Origin of the sequence: Pseudomonas sp. R32 (assembly GCF_009866705.1) — a bacterium.
In the GTDB taxonomy this organism is placed as follows: Bacteria; Pseudomonadota; Gammaproteobacteria; order Pseudomonadales; family Pseudomonadaceae; genus Aquipseudomonas; species Aquipseudomonas donghuensis.
The window spans coordinates 182,021-198,875 of sequence record NZ_CP019396.1 but is presented as its reverse complement, the minus strand read 5'-3'; the positions used below and the strand labels follow the sequence as shown (position 1 = coordinate 198,875).

Below are 16,855 nucleotides of genomic sequence, written 5' to 3'. Positions count from 1 at the left end.
GTGAGTGCGTTTCGTCGAAGGCAGGTCAATTGCCTTCGCTGGGGTGGATCATCAACTTCTGCTGCTTATGTCTTAAAGTAATTTTTAAAGTTATGAATAGAACAAAAATACATATACAAAACGGCTGAACCGCTCTAAGCCGCGCCCTTCAAGGGCTGGCGCCAAGCGCCTGAAACGCCATGCCTGCAGTGCATGAAAAATATTCGGCAAAGGCATGGCAAAACGCCGTTTCAGAAGTCGTAGCGGCCGGTGACACCCAAGGTTCTCGGGGTGCCCAACAGGCCTTCATAGCCGCCGTTGGCCGCGCTCCAGAGGGTGGTGTAGTAGGTCTTGTCGAAGGCGTTCTTCAGCCACAGCGAGACATCCCACTGGCCCTGGCCAAGGTCGCCACGCAGGCCGGTGGACAGGTTGACCACGGCATAGCTGGGGATCTGCGCAAAGTCCGAATCTTCGACCGTGCCCACCGCCTTGGAGCGGAACGCGTAGCTGGCGGTGACGTATGGCTGCAGGCCGTTGTCCAGGTCCCACTGGTACTGGCCGTTGGCGTTGGCGATCCATTTCGAGGCGCCGACCACCTGGTGGCCGCTCAAGTCGCAGGCCGCGGGTGCCCCCGGTTGCAGCGCGACTTCTGGCGCGCACGGAGCGTCCTTGTAGGACAGGTACCGAACGTCGTTGTAGGAGCCGTTAAGGTTCAGGGTCAGGCCGCGCAGCGGGATCAGCGTGCTTTCCAACTCCACCCCGCGCGAACGCACGGAGCCGGCGTTGGTCAGGTACTGCACGCGGTTGGCGTCGTCGTAGGCGTTGGTCTGGTAGCCGTGCACTTCGGTCCAGAACAGGTTGGCGTTGAGCTGCAGGCGACGGTCCCACAGGGTGCTCTTCACGCCCAGCTCAGCATTGTTGGCGCGCTCGGTGCCAATCAACAGCGAGTCGGCGCCAGCCACCGGCGCCGTGCCCACCGCCAGGTTGACGCCACCGGACTTCTCGCCGTGGGACAAGGTGGCATAGCCGAGCAGGTCATCGGTGAAGCGATAACTCAGGTTGAGCAAGCCCGAAGGGCTGGTGCTGTACTGGTTGAGGTCGCCCGAATCATAGGCGCCAACCCGGCCCTGGCGTGCGGTTGCCGCAGCGCCTGCCACAGCGGCACCACCAACCGGCGCGGCACGATCGACCCAGGCGCTTTTCTCTTCGTAGGTGCCGCGTACCCCGGCGGTGAAGTCCAGGCGCTCGCTCAGGTGCCAGGTACCCTGGGCGAACAAGGCAAAGCTGTCGGTCTCGATATGGCCCTTGCCGACGCTGCTGACATTGGCCAGCGCACCGGCTGGCGTGCCATTCCAGACATCGGCCTGGGGCCCGTAATGAACAAAGGATTTGTTATCCAGATCCGAGCCGAAGTAATAGGCACCGATGACATAGTCAAAGAAGCCGCCGCTGGGTGAGGCCAGGCGCAACTCCTGCGAGTATTGCTTATCGCGCACCGACACCCCGGCGTTGTAGGCCGCCGGCACATTGAGGCCATCGTCGTTGCGCGGGGTGAAATCCCACCAGCGGTAGGAGCTCACCGAGGTCAGAGTGAAGTCGTTGGCCAGGGTCCAGTTGGCTTCCAGTGACGTGCCGCCCTGGAACACCGTGACCTGCTGATCGTCATCGAGGTTGACCTTGCGCTTGCTGCCGTCGACCAACGTCGCCCCAGCGGCCCGGGCCCGCGCTTCATAGCGGTTGACGCCATTGATGGTCGGCCCGGTGCTGTACAGCAGGCGGGTGCCGGCGCTGGAATCCTCTTCGTTGTAGTCGCCGATCCAGCGCAGGTTGAACTGCTCGTTGGGTTTGTACAGCAACTGCCCGCGAAAGCCCTGGCGCGAACCGCCGTTGAGGGTGTGGCCGTCGAACTCGTTCTTGATGTCGCCGTCGTTGCGCGTGCGGTAGGCCGAAATGCGCCCGGCCAGGGTCTCGCTCAAGGGCCCGGACAGGGTGCCCTTGGTTTGGAAGTAGCCATCCTCGCCCACTGAGGTTTCGATGCTGCGCTCGGGGGTGAAGCTCGGCGCACGGGTGCTGATATTGATCACCCCGGCAGTGGTGTTCTTGCCGAACAGCGTGCCTTGCGGGCCACGCAGCACTTCCAGTTGCTCGATGTCCATGAGGTCAAACACCGCCATGCCCGGGCGGCCGAGGTAGACGTTGTCCAGGTACAGGCCGACGCTGCCTTCCAGGCCATCACTGGCCGGGTTGTTGCCAAGACCGCGAATCGACACGCTGGACTGGCGCGCATGCATGTAAGCGACGTTGACGCTGGGCACCAGTTGCTGCAGGTCCTGGATGCGATAGACCCGCTGGCTTTCCAGGGCCTGGCCGTCGAGCACGCTGATCGGCGTCGGCACGCTCTGCGCGCTCTCTTCGCGGCGCCGGGCGGTGACGGTAACAGTCTTGAGCTGGCTGTCACTGGCCTTGGCCTCGGGCTTTGCCGTTTCTGCAGCCTGGGCCGGCAACCAGTGGGCGCTGCCGGCCAGCAGCAAGGCCAGGGGCAGGCGCTGGAGCCGCCGTGAAGACAAGGGTGCAGCGCGAAGGGTCAGGCTCATGGGCGGCTCCTGGCAAAGGAATTTATATTCCTTTAAGTTATTTATTTATGATTAGACATACGTTTACCGCATAAGAGATTGCCTTTATAAGGAGTGCACCAGAGGCAGAGCAAATGCATTTGCCCGATACTTTTTATGTGAAAAATGCATATAGACCTGCGCCAACTCCGCCACCTGATCGCCCTTGCCGAACACCGCAGCTTCGTCGCCGCGGCGACAGCGGTGAACCTCTCGCAATCGGCCTTCAGCCGCAGCATCCAGGCCCTGGAACACAGTGCCGGTTGCCAGTTGGTTGACCGCTCGCACAAGGAGCTGCCGCCGACCAAGCAAGGCCTGGTGGTGCTCGAACACGCGCGGCGGCTGGTCGGTGGCGCGCGCCAGCTGAGCAACGAAATCAGCCAGTTCAATGGCCTGGAGGCGGGCGAGCTGCGTTTCGGCTGCGGCCCGGCGCCAGCAGCGGGCCTGGTGCCGCGGGCGATTGGCGGCTTCATCGGCCGCTACCCCAAGGCACGGGTGCAGTTTCAGGTCGATGACTGGCAGAGCCTGAACAAGCGCCTGCTGGCCGAGGAGTTCGAATTCTTCGTTGCCGACACCCGCCACTTCGAAGCCGATCCGCAGTACCAGACCCTGCGCTTGCGCCCACGGCGCTGGCACTTCTGCTGCCGAGCCGGGCATCCGCTGGCGGCGCTGCCCGGCGTCAGCGCCGAGCAGCTGTTGCAGTACCCACTGGCCGTCACCTTGCGTCCGCCAAACCTGCGCAAGGTGATCGCCGACCTGAGCGGTCGCCCGGATTTCGTCGCCAACGTCGAGTGCGAGAACAGTTACAGCCTGCTTGGCGTCGTGCTCAACTCCGATGCGATCGGCATCTGCGGTTCGTACAGCGACGCCCTGCACAACGCTAATGGCAAGCTGGTACGGCTGAACATCGACGGCCTGGGTGACAACTGCGAGGAGCTCTACACCCGCTATGGCATCGTCAGCCAGGCGCGCCTGCGCCTGTCGCCGCTGGCCGAGGCAATGATCGAGCAGATCATCCTCACCGATCAGGCCGACCGCGCCCTGGACACCTGCAACCTGGAGCAGCTGGCGATCTGAGCCATTGCGCGGCACGCATCGCCAGCATTCGCCAAATGCGCTTGTGATGCGTGCCTCGGGCGGCGAAAACAGTCAGCTGAAATTCGCTCAGGTGACTGCCATGCCCCACCCCACTGCCGTGCGCAACGTGCTGTACATCATGTGCGACCAACTGCGTCGCGATTACCTCTCGTGCTACGGCCACCGCCACTTGCACACGCCGAACATCGACCGCCTGGCCGCCGCCGGGGTGCGCTTCAGCCGCGCCTATACCCAGGGCACCATCTGCGGGCCGTCGCGAATGTCGGCCTACACCGGGCGCTATGTCAGCAGCCATCAGGTCGCCTGGAACGCTGTGCCGCTGCCGTTGGAGGAACTGACCCTGGGCGATTACCTGCGTCCGGCCGGGATCCGCACCGCGCTGGTGGGCAAGACCCACGCCACGCCGAACCAGGAAGCCTTGCAACAACTGGCCATCGACCCGCTCGGGAGCATGGCCGAACAACTCAACGAGGTGGGTTTCGAGCCCGTTGCCCGTCACGACGGGATCTTCCCCGACGATTCGCTGTTCGCCGACAAACGCGAAAGCGCGCCCTACACCCGCTACCTGCGCGACCATGGCTTTACCGGCGAAAACCCCTGGCACAGCTGGGCCAATGCCGCCGAAGGCGACGACGGTGAAATCCTCAGCGGCTGGCACATGCGCAACGCCGACCTGCCAACGCGCCTGCCCGAGCAGCATTCGGAGACGGTCTATACCACCGACCGCGCCATCGACTTCATCCAGGCCCAGGGCGAGCACCCCTGGTGCCTGCACCTGTCGTACATCAAGCCGCACTGGCCCTACATCGCCCCCGCGCCGTACCACGCGTTGTACCGCGCCAGCCAGGTGCAGGCAGCCATACCCGTTCAGCAAGACAACAATCACCCGGTGTATGCCGCGTTCCGCCAGCACCAGGAAAGCCTCAACTTCTCTCGCGAAGAAGTCCGCCTGAAAGTGATCCCCACCTACATGGGCCTGATCAAACAGATCGACGACCAGCTCGGGCGCCTGTTCGATGTGCTGCAAAGCAATGGGCGCTGGGATGACACGCTGATCGTGTTCACCAGCGATCACGGCGATTTCCTCGGCGACCACGGCCTGGGCGAAAAGGAGTTTCTCCTCGAGCCGGCGGTGGGTGTGCCACTGATCGTGCGTGATCCGCGCGCGGCGGCCGATGTCAGCCGGGGCACGGTGGATGAGCGCTTGGTGGAAACCATCGATGCGCTGCCGACCTTTCTCGACGCGCTAGGGCTGCCGAGTGCCGAGCATCGGCTGGAGGGGCGCTCGTTGATTCCGCTATTGCATGGCACGGCCAGCACCTGGCGCAGCTATGCCATCGCCGAATACGACTACGCCTTCCAGGCCCCGGCCCGTGAGCGCCTGGGCCAGCCAATCGACCGTTGCCGGATGACCATGGTGCGCAGCGAGCGCTGGAAGTACCTGGCCTATGACGGCTTTCGCGCGCAGCTGTTCGACCTGCTCAATGACCCGCAGGAATTGCACGACCTGGGCGCGGATCCGGCCTATGCGGATGTGCGCGAGACGCACCAGGGCTACTTGTTCGAATGGCTGAGGGGCTTGAAGCGGCGGACCACCATCAGCCACGCCGAAATCGAGCGGCGTGGGCAGTGGTTTCGTTATGGCGAGCCGCGGGAGGATAGCGTGGTGAAGATCGGGGTGTGGTAGGGGCTGCTTTGCAGCCCATCGCTGGCAAGCCAGCTCCCACAGGGTTCAGTGTATGCAGTACCTGTGGGAGCTGGCTTGCCAGCGATGAGGCCCTTAGATATTGGCCACTTTCTGCCAGACCTTGGGCTTGAAGAACAAGGTCTCGCCGCGCGCCAAACCACTCAGGCTGTCATGGTCCTTGACCACCTCGGCCTCGATCAGCTCGCTCTGCCCTTCGACCTTCAAGGTCACCCGGGTAGTTGCCCCCAGCGGGCGGATATCGCGCACTTCGGCCGGGTGGTGGCCCTCGATCTCGTGACGCGACAGCGACACTTCATGCGGGCGGAACAACACGTGGTGGCCTTCACTCAGGTGCAGGCGGTTGGAGTCGCCGAGGAAGTGATAAACAAAGTCGCTGGCCGGGTTCTCGTAGACCTCGCCCGGCGAGCCGATCTGCTCGATCACGCCCTTGTTCATCACCACGATACGGTCAGCAACTTCCATGGCTTCTTCCTGGTCATGGGTGACGAACACCGACGTCAGGTTGATGTCCTCGTGCAGGCGCGCCAACCAGCGGCGCAGCTCTTTACGCACCTTGGCATCCAGCGCACCGAACGGCTCGTCGAGCAGCAGCACCTTGGGCTCCACCGCCAGGGCGCGGGCCAGGGCAATACGCTGGCGCTGGCCGCCAGACAACTGTTCCGGGTAACGGTCGCTGAGCCAGTCGAGCTGGACCATGTTCAGCAGCTCGTGGACCTTCTCGGCAATCTTGCTCTCGCTCGGGCGCTCGCCCTTGGGCTTCATGCGCAAGCCGAAGGCGACGTTGTCGAACACGCTCATGTGGCGGAACAGCGCGTAGTGCTGGAACACGAAACCGACGTTGCGATCACGCACGTCGTGGCCGGAGACGTCTTCGCCGTGGAAGACGATGCTGCCCTGGTCGGGGGTTTCCAGCCCGGCGATGATCCGCAGCAGGGTGGTCTTGCCGCAGCCGGACGGGCCGAGCAAGGCCACCAGCTCGCCGCTGTGGATATCCAGGTTGATGCTGTCCAGTGCCTGGAAAGCGTTGAAGCGCTTGCTGACGTTACGAACTTCGATCGACATGAATTATTCCTCCGCCGCGTTATGGCGCAGACGGTTAATACGGGACTCGCTCCACTGCTTGAGCAGCAGGATGAAGAGCGCCAGGATCAGCAACAGGCTGGCGACGCTGAAGGCCGCAACGTGGTTGTATTCGTTGTAGAGGATCTCGACGTGCAGCGGCAAGGTGTTGGTCACCCCGCGAATGTGCCCGGACACCACCGACACCGCACCAAACTCACCCATCGCCCGCGCGGTACACAACACCACGCCGTAGATCAGGCCCCATTTGATGTTGGGCAGGGTCACGTGCCAGAACATTTGCCAGCCGTTGGCACCGAGCAGGCGCGCGGCCTCCTCTTCCTGGGTGCCCTGCTCCTGCATCAGCGGGATCAGTTCACGCGCCACGAACGGCACGGTGACGAAGATGGTCGCCAGAACAATGCCCGGCAAGGCGAAGACGATCTGGATGTCGTGATCCTGCAGCCACGGCCCGAACAGGCCCTGGGCACCGAACATCAGCACGTAGACCAGGCCTGCGATCACCGGCGACACCGAAAATGGCAGGTCGATGAGGGTGACCAGGATGCTCTTGCCACGGAAAGTGTACTTGCTCACGCACCAGGCGGCGCTGACCCCGAACACCAGGTTCAGCGGCACCGAGATGGCCACGGCGATCAGGGTCAGCTTCAGCGCCGACAAGGCGTCGGGCTCGAAGATCGCCTCGAAGAACGTTCCCAGGCCCATTTTCAGGCCCTGGGACACCACGATCACCAGCGGCAGCAGCAGGAACAGGGCAAAGATCAACCAGCCAAGGCTGATCAGGATGCGCCGTGAAGTGGCACTGCCACGGCGGGCGGCGTTGGCCGAAGCGGCCGCGCCAATAGAAGTCGCAGACATGGACGTGGCCTCCTTCAAGGGGTTTCGATGCGCCGTTGCAGCAGGTTGATCAGCAGCAACAGGATGAAGGAAACCACCAGCATCAACACGCCGATGGCGGTGGCGCCGGTGTAGTCGTACTGGTCGAGCTTGACCATGATCAGCAGCGGCAGGATCTCGGTCTTCATCGGCATGTTGCCGGCGATGAAGATCACCGAACCATACTCGCCAACGCCCCGGGCAAAAGCCAGGGCAAAGCCGGTCAGCCATGCCGGCAACAGTGCCGGCGCCAGCACATAGCGAAACACCTGCAGCGGCTTGGCACCCAGGCAGGCGGCGGCCTCTTCGACTTCACGGGGGATGTCGGCCAGCACCGGCTGCACCGTACGCACCACGAACGGCAGGGTCACGAAGGTCAGCGCCAGGGTGATACCCAGCGGGGTGTAAGCAATCTTGAAACCCAGGTCGGTGGCGAACTGGCCAACCAGGCCGGCCGGTGCGTACAGCGCGGTCAAGGCGATACCGGCCACCGCCGTGGGCAGGGCGAACGGCAGGTCGATCATGGCATCGATGATCTTGCGCCCGGGGAAGGTATAGCGCACCAGCACCCAGGCCAGCAGGGTACCGATGATACCGTTGATGATGGCAGCGTAGAGGGCCGTGCCGAAGCTCAGCTTGAGCGCCGCGAGCACTCGCGGTGCGCTGACGATGGCCCAGAACTGCTCCCAGGTGAGCTGGGCGGCATGTATGAACATGGCGGCCAGCGGTATCAGCACAATCAGGCTGAGGTACACCAAGGTGTAGCCCAGCGTCAGCCCGAAGCCGGGTATGACGGGGGAAATACGACGTGACATAAAGGTCCCTGGTTGAACGCACGAAGCCCGGGACGAATCCCGGGCCCATGCTGGCTACTGAACGGCGATTATCCTGACGGGCATTGCATCACTGCGCCGTGTAGATCTGGTCGAACACGCCACCATCGTTGAAGAACTTGGGTTGGGCAGTCTTCCAGCCACCGAAGTCTTTGTCGATAGTCACCAGGTCCAGTTTCGGGAACTGCTTGGCGTATTCGGCAGCGACTTTCGGATCACGCGGGCGGTAGAAGTTCTCGGCGGCAATCTTCTGCCCGGCCGGGCTGTACAGGTGCTTGAGGTATTCCTCGGCGATCTGCTCGTTGCCCTTCTTCTGCGCGTTCTTGTCGACCACCGCCACGGGCGGCTCGGCGAGGATCGACAGCGACGGCACGACGATCTCGAACTTGTCGGCGCCACCGTCTTCCTTGAGGGCCAGGAAGGCTTCGTTTTCCCAGGCCAGCAACACGTCACCCTGACCGTTGTTGACGAAGGTGATGGTCGAGCCACGGGCGCCGGTGTCCAGTACCGGTACGTGCTTGAACAGCTCTTTCACGTATGCCTGGGCCTTGGCTTCGCTGCCACCGCTTTTCAGACCGTAGGCCCAGGCAGCGAGGAAGTTCCAGCGGGCGCCGCCGGAGGTTTTCGGGTTCGGGGTGATGACCGAGACGTCTTTCTTGATCAGGTCGCCCCAGTCCTTGATGCCTTTCGGGTTGCCCTTGCGCACCAGGAACACGATGGTCGAGGTGTAGGGGGTGCTGGCCTCCGGCAGGCGGGTCTGCCAGTTGTCCGGCAGGGTCTTGCCGAGCTTGGCCACTTCGTCGATGTCGCCGGCCAGGGCCAGGGTCACCACGTCGGCGCGCAGGCCGTCGATTACGGCACGGGCCTGCTTGCCCGAACCACCGTGGGATTGCTGGATCTTCACCTTGTCGTCCGGGTGAGCCTGCTGCCAGTGCTTGACGAACTCGGCGTTGTACTGCTGATACAACTCGCGGGTCGGATCATAGGACACGTTCAGCAGTTCGTAGTCCTTGGCGATAGCGGAACCGGCAAAAACGGCGCTGGCGAGGGCGGCCAGGGCATAACGGCGGATGGACATGGTGAAGCTCCCGATTGGCGTATTTTTCTAATTAGGTGGCGCGATAATCAGCTGGGCTTGTTGCCGGGGTTCTGCAGGCGGAACTTTTCCTTGCGTTCGATCTGCACGACCTGGGCGTTGTGCACGGTGATTTCCACCGCGCCAAACCGCAGGTCACGCAGGGCGCTCTGGATTTCGCGCAGAATGGTGGCTTCGTCCTGACCGTCAACGCTACGCAGAGATGCGCTCATGCTCGTGCTCCTGTGATATGGGTGCCGTGCAGTGCGTGAAGGGGAGCGACTGCGCCTGGCTTGAGGGCAATCTTAGGGGGACGCGAATATTCTTAAAAATACTATTTAAGAATTTTTATATAACTGAAATAGAGTTTCGCGGGACCAGTCGGATCACCGCCCCGCCGCACCTACACTTGTAGGAGCGGGCTTGCCCCGCGATAGGGCCCTCAAGCCCAGCGCAATTGCTGCGCCGGCACCGGCCTGCCAAACCAGTAGCCCTGGCCCAGCTGACACTGTTGCTCCAGCAGAAAGCGCGCCTGCTCGGCCTGCTCGATACCCTCGGCATGCACCAGCATGCCCATGCTCCGGGCCAGGGCGATAATCACCCGCACAATCGCCACATCGTCTTCATCACAGGGCAAGCCGGCGACAAAACCCTGGTCGATCTTGAGCTTCTGCACCGGCAGGCGCTTGAGCCGCAGCAACGACGAATAGCCGGTGCCAAAGTCATCGATGGCCAGGCGCAAGCCCAACTCACGCAGCCGATGCAATTGCTCAAGGGCTACTTCAGGGTCGTCCATCACCGCGCTTTCGGTAACCTCCAGCTCCAGCAACGCCGGGTCCAGCGCCGTGTCGTGCAGCACCTGCGCCACTTGCTGATAAAGGTCACGATGACCAAACAGGCGGCTGGAGATATTCACTGCAACAAATTCCAGCGCCCGCCCCTCGGCCTGCCATTGCACCCTCTGCAGGCAGGCCTGGCGCAACACCCAGGTGTCGATATCGGCAATCAGCCCAGTGCGTTCGGCAATCGGGATGAACTCCCCGGGCGGCACCAGCCCGCGCTGCGGATGCTGCCAGCGCACCAGCGCCTCGACACCGATCATCTTGCCGCTGCACAGGTCATGTACCGGCTGGTAATAGACCCGCAGCTCTTCCTGCTCCAAGGCCCGGCGCAGCTCGCCAGCGGTCTCGACCCGCTGCTGGGCGTGAGCGGTCAGCTCTTCGGTGTACAGCACATAACCGGCACGGCCGCTGCTCTTGGCCTTGAACAGCGCGGAGTCGGCATTGCGCAGCAACTGCTCGGCGCTCAAGGCGTCGCTGGGGAACAGGCTGATGCCGATGCTGACGCTGATGAACAAGCGCTGGCTATCGACCTCGAATGGCGCTTTCATGCCATCGATGATGCTCTGCGCCAAGGCTGCGGCCTGGCCGACCTGCGAGCAGTTTTCGGCCAACACGGCGAACTCGTCACCGCCCAGGCGGGCCAGGGTCACACCATTGCCCAGGAGCGAGCGCAAGCGCTCACCGACCACCTTGAGCAACTGGTCGCCAATGTTGTGGCCAAGGCTGTCGTTGATGCTCTGGAAGTGGTCCAGGTCGAGCAGCAGCAAGGCGCAACCGCGCTTGTTGGTCTGTGCCGCAGCCAGTGCCTGCGCGGTGCGGTCGTTGAACAGCAGGCGGTTGGGCAGGTCGGTGAGCGGGTCGTGATGGGCCAGATACGCCAGCTCGCGCTCGGAATGCTTGATCGCGCTGATGTCGCTGAACACCGCGACGTAATGGCTCAACTCGCCGCTGTCATCGCGGATGGCGCAAATCGTCTGCCATTGCGGATACACCTCGCCACTTTTGCGCCGGTTCCAGATCTCGCCGCTCCACTCGCCCTTTTGCGCCAGGGTGGCGTAAATCTGCTGGTAGAACGCGGCAACATGGCGGCCGGACTTGAACTTGCTCGGGCGCTGGCCAAGCACTTCGTCCTTGTCGTAACCGGTGATCTGCATGAATGCCCGATTCACATGCACGATCAGGCCATCGCGGTCGGTGACCAGCACCCCTTCCAGGGTGCTGTCGAACACCGCGGCAGCCATGCGCAGACGCTCGCGGTCTTCACGGCGCAAGCGCACACCGACGCCGATGAAATTGAGCAGGCGGGCGCGCGAGACAAAAATCAGCAGGGCACTGCACAACACCCAGAAATGCGCGCTGATCAGCTGCCAGCGGCCGATTTGCTCAGGCGCATCGAAAAGACTGTTCAATAATTGATCAGACAGTGCCAGCCACAATACCGATAGCACAAGGTAGAGCGCCGCCATGCGCATGGCGTCTCGAATGGAAGCAGACATAAGGTCCCGGGCAAACCCACAAAAATTTGTGGGGGATTATAGGGTAGAAACATCCGGTGACCTCCTATCTAAAAGGCCGACTGGTTTTATTTGCTGGCGCAGGGATAATGTTTCCCGCTGTTCCCTATGTTTTTGAGGGCCATTTCGCCTATGTGGTACGAAGGTTTGCTCAACTTGTCAGTGTGGCAATTGCTGGCAGTTACCCTGGTAATGACGCATGTGACCATCGTCAGCGTTACCGTTTACCTGCACCGTTATTCCGCCCACCGCTCGCTGGAACTCAACGCCGGGCTCAAGCACTTTTTCCGTTTCTGGCTGTGGCTGACCACGGCGCAGAACACCCGCGAGTGGACCGCCATCCACCGCAAGCACCACGCCAAATGCGAAACCGTCGACGACCCGCACAGCCCGGTCATCAAGGGCCTGTCGACGGTGCTGCGCAAGGGCGCCGAGCTGTACCGCGAAGAGGCACAGAACCCGGAAACCCTGCGCATCTACGGCAAGAACTGCCCGGAAGACTGGATCGAACGCAACCTCTACAGCCGCTACAAGCTCGGCGGCATCGCCCTGATGGCGGTGATCGACCTGCTGCTGTTCGGCACCGCCGGCATCACCATCTGGGCCGTGCAGATGATGTGGATTCCATTCTGGGCTGCCGGCGTGGTCAACGGCCTGGGCCATGCGGTCGGCTATCGCAACTTCGAGTGCCGCGACGCCGCCACCAACCTGGTGCCCTGGGGCATCATCATTGGCGGTGAAGAGCTGCACAACAACCACCACACCTACCCCAACTCGGCCAAGCTGTCGGTCAAGCGCTGGGAGTTCGACATGGGCTGGGCCTGGATCAAGCTGTTCTGCTGGCTGCGCCTGGCCAAGGTGCAGCGCGTCGCGCCTATCGCCCACCGGGTCGAAGGCAAGGGCCAGCTGGACATGGACACCGCCATGGCGATCCTCAACAACCGCTTCCAGATCATGGCCCAGTACCGCAAGCTGGTGATCGCGCCGCTGGTCCAGCAGGAGCTGGCGCGGGTCGACGATTCGGTCCGTCACCAGTTCCGCCGTGCCAAGCGTTTGCTGTCGCGGGAAACCAGCCTGCTGGAAGACCGTCATCACCTGCGCATCCAGACCATGCTCGAGCACAGCCAGGCACTGAAAACCATCTACGAGAAACGCCTGGCCCTGCAACAGATCTGGGCGCGCACCAGCGCCAACGGCCACGACATGCTCGCGGCCATGAAAGACTGGGTACACGAAGCCGAGGCCAGCGGTATCCAGTCGCTGCGCGACTTCGCCGCCCAGCTCAAGACCTACTCGCTGCGCCCTGCCCTGGCCTGATGCCGTTGATCGGCGCGCCGGCTTAGCGGCGCGCCGACCGGAACTTAGCCGCCGAATCTCACTCTGACAGGCATATCGCCCGCGTGGCGGGCCGGGTCGTGGCCGCACGCCCCAGTCGTGAGAATTTCCGCGCAAATGGTCAAGAACACTCCAACAACCCTGGCCTGCAACCCGCCACCTGAAGCCGCCCAAACCCTTCTGGCCCTGATGCATGCCCAAGGCGAAGTCGCGCGCCTGAGTGAGCGTGAACAACTGTTCAGCTCTTTGCTCGACAGCGTCAATGCCGTGCTCTGGGCATTCGACTGGGAAAGCCGCCAGGTGCTCTACGTCAGTCCCGCCTACGAGCGCATTTTTGGCCGCCCGGCCGGCCTGTTGCTGGCCGACTTCAACGAATGGCGCGACAGCATCTACCCCGATGACCTGGACTACGCCGAACGGAGCCTGGCGCAAGTGCTGGAAAAAGGCGCAGTGGAGGATCGCGAGTACCGCATCATCGCCGCCGACGGCCAGGTGCGCTGGATCAGCGACAAATGCTTCATCAGCCAACAGGCCATGCCGGACCAGCGGGTGATCATTGTCGGCATGGCCGAGGACATCACCGAAAAGAAGCAGCTCGAAGGCGAGCTGCAGCGCCTGGCGACCACCGACGTACTGACCCAGAGCAGCAACCGCCGACACTTCTTCGAGTGCGCCCAGCATGCCTTCGAAACCGCACGACGGGAGCAGGCGCCGTTAGCGTTCCTGCTGCTCGACATCGATGACTTCAAGCAGATCAACGACACCTACGGCCACCAGGAAGGCGACTATGTGCTACAGCGCATCGCTGATACCGGCAAGGCGGTGCTGCGCCGTGGCGACCAGTTCGGGCGCATTGGTGGCGAGGAGTTCGCCGCGGTGTTTCCGGGCTGCACGCCGGAAATTGCCCAGCACATCGCCGAGCGCCTGCAGCGCGAGATCCAGCGCTTGAGCTTCAGCCATGACGACAAGGTATTCGGGGTGACGGTGAGCCAGGGCCTGACCGGGATCACCGAGGCCGACGAGTCGCTGGACAGCCTGTTTGCCCGGGCGGATGCGGCGATGTACCAGGCCAAGCGCCAGGGCAAGAATCAGATTGTAAGAGGCTGAAAAGCATCGCTGGCAAGCCAGTTCCCACAAGGGCCGGGGCATGCAAACCCTGTGGGAGCTGGCCTTGCCAGCGATTGGGCCGCAAAGCGACCCCAAAATCTCAAACCTTGCGCAACCTGCCCAGCTCCGCCATCCCCACCTTGAGCAAGCGCGCCGTCTTGCTTTCAGCCAGGCCTTCCAACCCCTGATCCGCCGGCAAGCGCGCCAACTGCCCGGCCAGGTTCATCACCAGCGCATCGCGCGAATACACCCCGCCGCCCAACTGGTAGATCGCCGCAATCAGTTCACGCAGCTCCAGCGGTAGCCGCCAGCGGGTACGCAGCGCCGAGCCGAACGCCGCACCAAACTCGTTGAGCGACAACTCCACCGAATCCTCATCCAGCTCACCCCCGGCCTGCTGCCACTCCTGCAAACATCGCAGCAGCGCCAGATCGCCCAGGCAATGCAGCAAGCCGGCGCAATAGCAGCGCTCCTGGTCGAGTTCGAGCATGCGCGCCAGGGTCCGCGCGTATTCGGCGGTGTGCAGCGACAAGCCCCAGAAGTGTTCGGCATGGCGCGACAGGATTGGATCGCTGAGCTTGGCGCTACGCTTGAGCGCCAGCCCCAGAATCAGGTTCATGCTCTGGGTCGTGCCCAGCTTGTTCAGCGCCTGCATCAGGCTCTGCACCGCACCGTCGCGATGCAGTGCAGCGCTGTTGGCGGCGGCGATCAGCACGGCGGTGACCTGTGGATCGTTGCGGATCTCGGCTTCCAGTACCTTGAGGTCCAGGCCCTGGGGCTGCAGGCTGCGCTTGATTGCCAACTTCACATCAGCGAACAGCGGGCCGCCATCGGAGGTGGCGCGGCGCTCTTGCAGAAAGCGCGGCAAAGTCGCGCCTGGCTGCAACGGCGGTACCAGGCAAGCGACCTCCTCCCCGGCGCTGAGCAACAAGTCTTCCAGGCGCTGGCGCAGGGCGTCCATGTTCAGCGGCTTGCTCAGGTAAGCGGTCGGCGCGAACGGCAGCACCTCGCGCACACTGGCGGCGTCACTGCGGTTACTCATGAGAATGAACGGCAATACCGGCTGGCGGCCCTTGGCACGCACGTTGCGCAGCAGGTCGAGGCCATCGCCGCCGGGCAGCTCGCGTGCGGCGATGATCAGGTCCGGCTTGCTGGCCAGCGCCGCCAGCGCTTGCGAGCCATCGGCGCACACCTGCAGGCGCGCATCGCAGCGCACACTGAGGAGCATCTGGCTCAGCATGTCCCGTACCCAGGGATCACCTTCGGCAATCAGCACGCACGGTGCCTGGGCGGGCTCTACAACGCTCATACACAACTCTCCCGATATTCCGCTACACGCAATCCCGTGCACCTTCCAAGGTGTCTCCTTGTAGGCAACCTTAGCTCCCTGGCCATCCTTTGAGCGAAAAAAAACCCGCCGAAGCGGGTTTTTCTTCTAACGCGTCACAGTTTACGCGAGTTCTGCGAAGCACTCTTCGATGATTGCCAGACCTTGGTCCAGTTGCTCATCAGGCGAGGTCAGCGGAACCAGGATACGCAGGACGTTGCCGTAGGTGCCGCACGACAGCAGGATCAGGCCCTTGTCGCGCGCCTTGGCCACGACCGAAGCGACAGCAGCAGCGTTCGGGGTGTGGGAGCCGGCTTTGTCGAACACTTCCACCGCGATCATCGAGCCCAGGGCACGCACGTCACCGATGATCGGGTGCTTGTCCTGGATCTTGCGCAAGCCGGCGACCAGACGCTCGCCAACGGCCTTGCTGCGGTCCAGCAGTTTCTCTTCTTCGAACACGTCCATCACCGCCAGGGCCGCGGCGCAAGCGATCGGGCTACCGGCGTAGGTGCCGCCCAGGCCGCCTGGGGCGATGGCGTCCATGTACTCGGCCTTGCCGCACACACCGGCCAGCGGGAAGCCACCAGCGATGGATTTGGCGAAGGTGGTCAGGTCTGGAGCAACGCCCATCTGTTCCATGGCGAAGAAGGTGCCGGTACGGCCAGCGCCGGTCTGCACTTCGTCAGCGATCAGGAGGATGCCGTGCTGGTCGCACAGGGCACGCAGGCGCTTCATGAACTCTTTCGGCGCAACATAGAAACCACCTTCGCCCTGTACTGGCTCGATGATGATTGCCGCGATGTCACGGGGTTCGGCGTCGTTCTTGAAGATACGCTCGATGGAAGCGATCGAGTCGTCGATGCTCACACCGTGCAGCTCGTTCGGGTACAGGGCGCGGAAGATGCCGCCTGGCATCAGGCCCATGCCGGCCGAGTAAGGCACGACTTTACCGGTCAGGCCCAGGGTCATCATGGTACGGCCGTGGTAAGCGCCGGTGAAGGCGATCACGCCGGCACGGCCAGTGGCGGCACGGGCGATCTTGACGGCGTTTTCAACGGCTTCGGAACCGGTGGTGACCAGCAGGGTTTTCTTGGCGAAGTCGCCTGGCACCTTGGCGTTGATCTTTTCGCACAGCTCGACGTACGGCTCGTAGGCCAGGACCTGGAAGCAGGTGTGGGTCAGCTTGTGCAGTTGGGCTTCAACGGCAGCGATGATCTTCGGATGCACGTGACCGGTGTTCAGTACCGCGATACCGCCGGCGAAGTCGATGAACTCGCGGCCTTCGACGTCAGTGACAGTGGCGTTCTTTGCCGACTCGGCGAAGATCGGGTGAATCTGGCCAACACCACGTGGAACTGCGGCGACACGACGTTGCATCAAAGATTCGTTGGTCTTGCTCATAATGTCCTCAATTCGCCACCCACAAGGTGGCGCGATTCAAGTCGGAGTGGCCGGTATTCAACTGC

The 16,855-nt window shown here is 62.8% G+C and carries 13 protein-coding genes; 4 read left to right on the top strand and 9 right to left on the bottom strand.

Features of this window, described 5'->3' with window-relative positions; all coding sequences use genetic code 11:
• Positions 1-230: 230 nt before the first annotated feature.
• Positions 231-2,573 (bottom strand): TonB-dependent receptor, encoded by a 2,343-nt coding sequence (locus PspR32_RS00845; RefSeq protein WP_159387966.1) that lies wholly within the window; start codon positions 2,571-2,573, stop codon positions 231-233.
• 144 nt (positions 2,574-2,717) lie between these two features.
• Here PspR32_RS00845 and PspR32_RS00840 point away from each other — a divergent pair, with 144 nt between their 5' ends.
• Both PspR32_RS00840 and PspR32_RS00835 read left to right on the top strand, forming a co-directional pair.
• Entirely contained in the window at positions 2,718-3,668 is a 951-nt protein-coding gene (locus tag PspR32_RS00840) for a LysR family transcriptional regulator (RefSeq protein WP_159387965.1), read from the top strand.
• A 100-nt stretch (positions 3,669-3,768) separates the two neighbouring features.
• Positions 3,769-5,376, top strand: coding sequence for an alkaline phosphatase family protein (locus PspR32_RS00835; RefSeq protein ID WP_159387964.1), 1,608 nt, complete (start codon positions 3,769-3,771; stop codon positions 5,374-5,376).
• Between the two features lie 93 nt (positions 5,377-5,469).
• Here PspR32_RS00835 and PspR32_RS00830 read toward each other — a convergent pair whose 3' ends face one another.
• The 6 genes from PspR32_RS00830 to dibA form a co-directional block, all read right to left on the bottom strand.
• Positions 5,470-6,459, bottom strand: a complete 990-nt coding sequence (locus tag PspR32_RS00830) for a sulfate/molybdate ABC transporter ATP-binding protein (RefSeq protein WP_010222100.1) — start codon at positions 6,457-6,459, stop codon at positions 5,470-5,472.
• Between the two features lie 3 nt (positions 6,460-6,462).
• Positions 6,463-7,335 carry a sulfate ABC transporter permease subunit CysW gene (gene cysW, locus PspR32_RS00825; protein WP_010222099.1) on the bottom strand — a complete coding sequence of 291 codons (873 nt, stop codon included), beginning with the start codon at positions 7,333-7,335 and terminating at the stop codon, positions 6,463-6,465.
• 14 nt (positions 7,336-7,349) lie between these two features.
• The gene (gene cysT / locus PspR32_RS00820) at positions 7,350-8,168 is read right to left on the bottom strand and encodes a sulfate ABC transporter permease subunit CysT (RefSeq protein ID WP_010222098.1); all 819 of its coding nucleotides are present in this window, start codon (positions 8,166-8,168) and stop codon (positions 7,350-7,352) included.
• 88 nt (positions 8,169-8,256) lie between these two features.
• Positions 8,257-9,264, bottom strand: coding sequence for a sulfate ABC transporter substrate-binding protein (locus PspR32_RS00815; protein ID WP_010222097.1), 1,008 nt, complete (start codon positions 9,262-9,264; stop codon positions 8,257-8,259).
• A gap of 47 nt (positions 9,265-9,311) precedes the next feature.
• On the bottom strand, positions 9,312-9,494 hold the full coding sequence (oscA, locus tag PspR32_RS00810) for a sulfur starvation response protein OscA (protein ID WP_007941032.1): 183 nt from the start codon (positions 9,492-9,494) through the stop codon (positions 9,312-9,314).
• A 209-nt stretch (positions 9,495-9,703) separates the two neighbouring features.
• Complete coding sequence (dibA, locus tag PspR32_RS00805; RefSeq protein WP_159387963.1) at positions 9,704-11,599, bottom strand: phosphodiesterase DibA; 1,896 nt, start codon at positions 11,597-11,599, stop codon at positions 9,704-9,706.
• 150 nt (positions 11,600-11,749) lie between these two features.
• Between dibA and desA the strand changes: the two genes are divergently transcribed.
• Positions 11,750-12,934 carry a delta-9 fatty acid desaturase DesA gene (desA, locus tag PspR32_RS00800; RefSeq protein ID WP_010222095.1) on the top strand — a complete coding sequence of 395 codons (1,185 nt, stop codon included), beginning with the start codon at positions 11,750-11,752 and terminating at the stop codon, positions 12,932-12,934.
• Between the two features lie 135 nt (positions 12,935-13,069).
• Positions 13,070-14,059 carry a GGDEF domain-containing protein gene (locus PspR32_RS00795; protein WP_010222094.1) on the top strand — a complete coding sequence of 330 codons (990 nt, stop codon included), beginning with the start codon at positions 13,070-13,072 and terminating at the stop codon, positions 14,057-14,059.
• A gap of 100 nt (positions 14,060-14,159) precedes the next feature.
• On the opposite strand, the gene PspR32_RS00790 is transcribed toward PspR32_RS00795, so the two are convergent.
• Together PspR32_RS00790 and gabT are read right to left on the bottom strand one after the other, a co-directional pair.
• Positions 14,160-15,368: a response regulator gene (locus PspR32_RS00790; protein WP_100782589.1), complete on the bottom strand. Its 1,209-nt coding sequence runs from the start codon at positions 15,366-15,368 to the stop codon at positions 14,160-14,162.
• Between the two features lie 141 nt (positions 15,369-15,509).
• Positions 15,510-16,790, bottom strand: coding sequence for a 4-aminobutyrate--2-oxoglutarate transaminase (gene gabT / locus PspR32_RS00785; RefSeq protein WP_010222092.1), 1,281 nt, complete (start codon positions 16,788-16,790; stop codon positions 15,510-15,512).
• Positions 16,791-16,855 lie beyond the last annotated feature (65 nt).

Excerpts from the sequence above, each read along its gene's own strand:
- PspR32_RS00815 (WP_010222097.1), bottom strand. The coding sequence starts at position 9,264 with ATGTCCATCCGCCGTTATGCCCTGGCCGCCCTCGCCAGCGCCGTTTTT.
- desA (WP_010222095.1), top strand. The coding sequence starts at position 11,750 with ATGTGGTACGAAGGTTTGCTCAACTTGTCAGTGTGGCAATTGCTGGCA.
- PspR32_RS00790 (WP_100782589.1), bottom strand. The coding sequence starts at position 15,368 with ATGAGCGTTGTAGAGCCCGCCCAGGCACCGTGCGTGCTGATTGCCGAA.
- oscA (WP_007941032.1), bottom strand. The coding sequence starts at position 9,494 with ATGAGCGCATCTCTGCGTAGCGTTGACGGTCAGGACGAAGCCACCATT.
- gabT (WP_010222092.1), bottom strand. The coding sequence starts at position 16,790 with ATGAGCAAGACCAACGAATCTTTGATGCAACGTCGTGTCGCCGCAGTT.
- PspR32_RS00835 (WP_159387964.1), top strand. The coding sequence starts at position 3,769 with ATGCCCCACCCCACTGCCGTGCGCAACGTGCTGTACATCATGTGCGAC.
- PspR32_RS00845 (WP_159387966.1), bottom strand. The coding sequence starts at position 2,573 with ATGAGCCTGACCCTTCGCGCTGCACCCTTGTCTTCACGGCGGCTCCAG.
- PspR32_RS00840 (WP_159387965.1), top strand. The coding sequence starts at position 2,718 with ATGCATATAGACCTGCGCCAACTCCGCCACCTGATCGCCCTTGCCGAA.
- cysT (WP_010222098.1), bottom strand. The coding sequence starts at position 8,168 with ATGTCACGTCGTATTTCCCCCGTCATACCCGGCTTCGGGCTGACGCTG.
- cysW (WP_010222099.1), bottom strand. The coding sequence starts at position 7,335 with ATGTCTGCGACTTCTATTGGCGCGGCCGCTTCGGCCAACGCCGCCCGC.
- PspR32_RS00795 (WP_010222094.1), top strand. The coding sequence starts at position 13,070 with ATGGTCAAGAACACTCCAACAACCCTGGCCTGCAACCCGCCACCTGAA.
- PspR32_RS00830 (WP_010222100.1), bottom strand. The coding sequence starts at position 6,459 with ATGTCGATCGAAGTTCGTAACGTCAGCAAGCGCTTCAACGCTTTCCAG.
- dibA (WP_159387963.1), bottom strand. The coding sequence starts at position 11,599 with ATGTCTGCTTCCATTCGAGACGCCATGCGCATGGCGGCGCTCTACCTT.